Raw genomic sequence first — 6,203 nt, 5'->3', positions numbered from 1 at the left:
GCCGTCGTCTGGAGGAGCGGCGGGAGCGCAGCGACCAGAGCGGGGGAAGACGGCGGCATCGGGCGACCGAGCCCGCCGAACGGAGTGAGGCCATGAACACGCGAGGGAGCGCCGCCGTCTGGAGGAGCGGCGGAAGCGCAGCGACCAGAGCGGGGGAAGACGGCGGCATCGGGCGACCGAGCCCGCCGAACGGAGTGAGGCCATGAATACGCGAGGGAGCGCCGTCGTCTGGAGGAGCGGCGGGAGCGCAGCGACCAGAGCGGGGGAAGACGGCGGCATCGGGCGACCGAGCCCGCCGAACGGAGTGAGGCCATGAATACAGTGACCACCGACCGCCAGGACGAGCGCCTGCGGGAGCGCGCGGGGCTGCGCGGCGCGGTCACCGACGTGATCGAGCGCGCTCGCGGCGGCGACCTTGGCGTCATCCCGGTCGTGGTCGGGCTCGTGGTCATCTGGACGGTGCTGCAGGTCCTCAACCCGATCTTCCTGTCCAGCGCGAACCTGGTGAACCTCACGCTGGAGTCCGCCGCCGTCGGCATCATCGCGCTGGGCGTCGTGTGCGTGCTGCTGGTCGGGCAGATCGACCTGTCCGTCGGGTCGGTCAGCGGGCTGTCCGGCGCCGTGCTCGCGGTGTTGTTCGTGAGCGAGGGGTTGCCGGTCTGGCTCGCGATCGCCGCCTCCGTGCTCATGGGCGCGGCCATCGGCTGGTTGTACGGGCAACTGTTCAACCGGTTCGGGGTGCCGAGCTTCGTGATCACGCTGGCCGGCCTGCTCGGTTTCCTGGGCCTGCAGCTGTACGTGCTGGGCGCCAAGGGGTCGATCAACCTGCCGTTCGACTCGGGCCTGGTGAACTTCGCCCAGCTCGACTTCGTACCGGCCTGGTTGTCGTACACGTTCGCGGGGGTCGCGGCCGTGTGGTTGTTCGCCAGCGGATTCCTCCACGCCCAGCAGCGGCGCAAGGCCGGGCTGTCGGCGAGAAGCGTCACCGCGCTGGCCGCCAGGAGCGTGGCGCTGCTCGTGGTGCTGGCGTTCGTGGTCTGGTACCTCGGCCAGACGCGCGGCGTCGGCTGGATGTTCGTCTTCTTCGTGGCGCTCGTGCTGATCATGCACTACCTGCTGTCGCGGACGAAGTGGGGCAGGGCCGTGTACGCCGTCGGCGGCAACGTCGAGGCCGCGCGCCGCGCCGGCATCAACGTCCGGGCGATCTACACCTCCGTGTTCGTGCTCTGTTCGACGTTCGCCGCGGTCGGCGGCATCCTGGCCGCGGCCAGGCTCGCGGCGGCCAACCAGAGCAGCGGCGGCGGCGACGTCAACCTCAACGCCATCGCGGCGGCCGTGATCGGCGGGACGAGCCTGTTCGGCGGGCGCGGCACGGCCTTCGGCGCGCTGCTCGGCGTCATCGTGATCCAGTCCATCTCCAGCGGGCTGACGCTGCTCAACCTGGACTCCTCGATCCGGTTCGTGGTCACCGGGGTCGTGCTGCTGCTCGCGGTGGTCGTCGACTCGGTGTCGCGCCGGTCGAGGACCTCACACGGCAGGGCCTGATGGCGATCATCTGCGTGGACGCGGGGACCACGGTCATCAAGGCGGTCGGCTACGACTCCTCGGGGGCGGAGTCGCACGTCGCCCGGCGGGAGACCACGGTCGCGAGGCCGGCGCCCGGCCACGCCGAGCAGGACATGGACGCCGTCTGGGCCGCGGTCGCCGAAACGGTCCGAGAGGTCGCGGCCCGAATGCGCGAGCCGCGTGCCACTCCTGGTGCGGGGGAGATCGACTTCGTGGCGGTGACGGCGCAGGGCGACGGCTGCTGGCTGGTCGACGCCGGCGGCCGGCCGGCCGGGCCGGCGATCCTCTGGAACGACGCCAGGGCCGCCGCCACGGTCGACGCCTGGACCCGTTCGGGGCTCGCGGCGGAGGCCTTCCGCCTGAACGGCTCCTCGGCCGCGTCCGGGCTGCCGCACGCCATCCTCACCTGGCTGCGCGCGAACGACCCCGGCCGGCTCGACCGGTCGCACGCCAACCTGACCTGCGGCGGCTGGATCTTCTCCCGGATGACCGGGGAGCTGGTGGCGGACGAGTCCGACGCGTCCGCGCCGTTCATGGACCTGCGGGCGCGGGCGTACTCGGACGAGCTGCTCGGCATGTTCGGCATGGAATGGGCCGGACGGCTGCTGCCCGGGATCCGGTCCTGCCCGGTCGCCGAGCTGACGGCGGACGCAGCCGCGACGCTCGGCCTGCCCGCCGGCACGCCGGTCGTGATGGCCCCCTACGACATCGCCTCGACGGCCCTGGGCGCGGGCGCGGTGGCGCCGGGGCAGGCGTGCGGGATCCTCGGCACCACGCTGTGCACCGAGGTCATCGTCGGCGCCCCCGACCTGGACGGCGACCCGATCGGCATCACGATCGCGCTGCCCGGCGGCTACCTGCGGGCCTTCCCCACGTTCGCCGGCACGGAGGTCGTGCAGTGGACGTGCCGCCTGCTGGGCCTGGACGGCCCGGCCGAGCTGGGCGAGCTGGCCCGGCGGAGCCCGCCGGGCGCGGGCGGTCTGACGTTCCTGCCCTACCTGTCGCCCGCCGGCGAGCGGGCGCCCTTCTCCGACCCGCTGGCCAGGGGCGCGCTGCACGGCATGTCGTTCGAGCACGGCCGCGAGCACGTCGCCAGGGCCGCGCTGGAAGGGCTCACGATGGTCATCCGCGACTGCCTGGCCGCCACCGGCGCCGCGCCGACGGAGCTGCGCGCGAGCGGGGGCGGCTCGGCCAGCGCCACCTGGCTCGCGATGATCGCCGACGTCACCGGGCTGCCCGTACGCCGCCCGGCCGACGCCGAGGTGGGCGCGCGGGGCGCGTACCTGGTGGGGCTGGCCGCCACGGGCGCCGCGCCGTCCGTCGCCGACGCGGCGGCCCAGCACGTACGCCTGCGCGACGCCGTCGAGCCCGACCCCGGCCGCCAGGCCCGCTATGCCCGGCTCTTCGACGACTTCCTGAGCCTTCGGGGCTCCAGCGCCGGCACGTGGCCGCTGCTCGCCGACATGAGGGGCCGTCCATGAGCACAGGGACCGGCACGGGGCCGCTGCTCGCCGACATGAGGGGCCGTACATGAGCGTGTGGATCGGCGTCGACCTCGGGACGCAGAGCGTCCGGGCGATGGCCGTCACCGGCGGCGGCGACGTGCTCGGCGCCGCCGCGCGCCCGCTGACCAGCCACCGTGACGGTCCCCGCCACGAGCAGGACCCCGAGGAGTGGTGGCGGGCGCTGGCCGGCGCCACCCGAGAGGCGCTGGGGGACGTGCCTCCGGAGCGGGTGGCGGGAGTGGCGGTGGACGCCACCTCTGGAACGATCCTGCTCGCCGACGGACTCGGCGGGGCGCTGACGCCCGCGCTGATGTACGACGACCGGCGGGCGGCGGGCGAGGTCGCGCGGGTCAACGAGGTGGGCGGGCACGTGTGGGAGCGGCTCGGCTACCGGCGCATGCAGCCCAACTGGGCGCTGCCGAAGCTGCTGTGGCTGCTGCGCGACGCGCCGCGCGGGGCTCGGCCGGCGCACCAGAGCGACTTCGTCAACCGGCGGCTGACCGGCCACGAGGTGGCCACCGACCTGAGCAACGCGCTCAAGACCGGCGTCGACCTGGTCGAGGAGCGCTGGCCCGCCGAGGTGTTCGACGCGCTGGGGGTGCCCGCGGAGATCCTCCCCGAGGTCGTACGGCCGGGCGCCCGGCTGGGCGTGGTGTGCCCTGAGGCCGCCGAGCAGACCGGCATCCCCGCCGGCACGCCGGTGGTCGCCGGGACCACCGACGGCTGCGCGGCCCAGCTCGGCGCGGGGGCGCAGCGGGCCGGCAGCTGGAACTCCGTGCTGGGCACCACCCTGGTGCTGAAGGGCGTGACGGAGGAGCTGATCCACGACCCGCTCGGCGTCGTCTACTCGCACCGCGCGCCGGACGGCTCGTGGCTGCCCGGCGGGGCGTCGAGCACGGGAGCGGGCGTGCTGACCCGCGACCTCCCCGGGCGCGACCTCGACGCGCTCAGCGCCCAGGCCGCCGCCCGGTTCGGCGCGCGTCCCGGACCGTCCGGCGGCGCGGGGCCGGGGGCTGTCACGTACCCGCTGGTCTCCCGGGGAGAACGGTTTCCCTTCGCCGCGCCCGACGCGGAGTCGTTCACGCTCGGCGACCCGGCCGACGACGTCGACCGCTACGCGGCGATCCTGCTCGGTGCGGCCTTCGTCGAACGGCTCTCCTTCGACTACCTCGACCTGCTCGGCGCTCCCGTTGACGGCGAGATCATCCTGACCGGCGGCGCCACCAGGAGCGCGTACTGGACCCGGCTCAGGGCCGACGTCCTCGGCCGCCCGGTGACGTTGCGGGAGAACGCCGAACCCGCGCTCGGCATGGCCGTGCTCGCGGCCGGCAGCGCCACGGGGGAGCTGGACGGAGAGAACGCCGGGATGATCAGGACGCGGGCCGTGGTGGGGCCGTCAGGGGCCGACCTGCGCGAGCCGTACCTGCGTTTCGTCGCCGAGCTGGAACGCCGCGGCTGGCTCGGCGAGGCCGCCGCACGACACGCCCGCGAAAGGACCACCCGATGACCGACCTCGTGCTCGTACGCCACGGCGAGACCGTCTGGCACGCCGAGAACCGCTACGCCGGGCTCACCGACATCGAGCTGACCCCGCGCGGCCACGAGCAGGCCGCCCGGCTCGCCGGATGGGCCGCGACCGCGGGGCTGGAAGGCGTGTGGGCCTCGACGCTGAGCCGGGCCCGCATCACCGCCGAGGCGAGCGCCGCGGCGGCGAAGGTGGCGACGCGCGTGGACGCCAGGCTGCGCGAGCTGGACTTCGGCCAGGGCGAGGGCCTGACGTCGGCGGAGATGGCGGCCCGCTTCCCCGAGGCCCGCGCCGCGTTCGAGGCCGACCCCGCGGAGCACCCGCTGCCGGGAGGCGAGGACCCGCGGCAGGCCGCCGAGCGTTTCGTCGCCGCGCTGCACGACATCGCCGCCGCGCACCAGGGCGGGCGCGTGCTGGTGGTCGCGCACACCACCGCCCTCAGGCTCGCCCTGTGCCACCTCGTCGGGGTGCCGCTCGGCGAATACCGGCGGCTGTTCCCCCGCCTGGACAACTGCGCGCTGACCGAGCTGCGGCTGAACGCCGGACGGCCGGCGCTGCTGCAGTACAACTCCCCGATTGGAGCCGTTCGTTGACCATCCGAGTCCTTGCCGCAGGCGACCACTTCGTCCAGAACCGCCTGCTCATCGACGCGCTCAGACGGGAGGTCCCCGGCGAGGTGGACGTCCGCGAGCTGACGTTGCCGTGGCCGGTGGAGCCGTTCGGCCGGGTGGGCGAGGTCGACGAGGCCTCCGACGTGGAGGACGCGCTGATCGAGGCGCTGCGCGGCGTCGAGGTGTGTGTGACCCAGATGGCCCCGCTGACCAAGCGCGTCCTCGACGCCTCGCCCGATCTGCGGCTGTTCTGCGTGAGCAGGGGCGGTCCCGTGAACGCCAATCTGGAGGCGGCCGCGCAGGCGGGGGTGGCCGTGACGTACGCGCCGGGCCGCAACGCCGTGGCCACCGCCGAGCACACGCTCGCCATGCTGCTCGCCGCCACCCGCAGGATCCCGCAGACGCACGCCGACCTGGCCGGCGGCGTGTGGCGGGGCGACTACTACACCTACGACAGCGTGGGCCCGGAACTGGAGGGCGGCACGGCCGGCCTGATCGGGTACGGCGCCATCGGCAGCCGCGTGGCCCGCATGCTGGCGGGTTTCGGCGCGGAGGTCCTGGTCCACGACCCGTACGTCGACGTGCCCGGCAAGGTGGAGCTCCCCGAGCTGCTCGAACGCTCCCGTTTCGTCTCCCTGCACGCCCGCGCCACCCCCGAGACCACCGGCATGATCGGCGCGGCCGAGATCGCCGCGATGCCGCGAGGTTCGGTCCTGGTCAACTGCGCGCGCGGCGCGCTGCTCGACTACGACGCGCTGTGCGACGCGCTGGAGTCCGGCCACCTGTTCGGCGCCGCCATGGACGTCTTCCCCGAGGAGCCGATCCCGCCGGGCTCGCGCCTGCTCGCCGCGCCGAACCTGGTGATGACCCCGCACCTGGCCGGGGCCAGCAAGGAGACGGCGATGAAGGCGGCCTCGATCGTGGCCGCGGACGTGGCCCGCTACGTGCGCGGCGAGCCACCGGCCCACCTGGCCACTCCTTGAGGGCCACTCCTTG

Annotated in this window: 5 protein-coding genes; all 5 read left to right on the top strand. The window is 74.4% G+C overall.

Features of this window, described 5'->3' with window-relative positions; translation table 11 throughout:
* The first annotated feature begins 312 nt into the window (after positions 1–312).
* From ACZ6SA_RS41475 to ACZ6SA_RS41455, 5 genes are read left to right on the top strand one after another with little or no spacing between them, the layout of a single operon-like run.
* Entirely contained in the window at positions 313–1,545 is a 1,233-nt protein-coding gene (locus ACZ6SA_RS41475) for a sugar ABC transporter permease (RefSeq protein ID WP_465834476.1), read from the top strand.
* Positions 1,545–3,047, top strand: coding sequence for an FGGY family carbohydrate kinase (locus ACZ6SA_RS41470; protein ID WP_465834474.1), 1,503 nt, complete (start codon positions 1,545–1,547; stop codon positions 3,045–3,047). The genes ACZ6SA_RS41475 and ACZ6SA_RS41470 overlap by 1 nt, the downstream gene beginning before the upstream one ends.
* 49 nt (positions 3,048–3,096) lie before the next feature.
* Entirely contained in the window at positions 3,097–4,578 is a 1,482-nt protein-coding gene (locus ACZ6SA_RS41465; protein WP_465834472.1) for an FGGY-family carbohydrate kinase, read from the top strand.
* Positions 4,575–5,189, top strand: coding sequence for a histidine phosphatase family protein (locus tag ACZ6SA_RS41460; protein ID WP_443154754.1), 615 nt, complete (start codon positions 4,575–4,577; stop codon positions 5,187–5,189). The genes ACZ6SA_RS41465 and ACZ6SA_RS41460 overlap by 4 nt, the downstream gene beginning before the upstream one ends.
* The gene (locus ACZ6SA_RS41455) at positions 5,186–6,190 is read left to right on the top strand and encodes a 2-hydroxyacid dehydrogenase (protein ID WP_347645226.1); all 1,005 of its coding nucleotides are present in this window, start codon (positions 5,186–5,188) and stop codon (positions 6,188–6,190) included. Before ACZ6SA_RS41460 ends, ACZ6SA_RS41455 begins: the two co-directional genes overlap by 4 nt.
* Positions 6,191–6,203: the final 13 nt, after the last annotated feature.

Source organism: Nonomuraea sp. NPDC049378, assembly GCF_055586745.1.
This window is presented reverse-complemented; position numbering and strand designations above follow the sequence as displayed.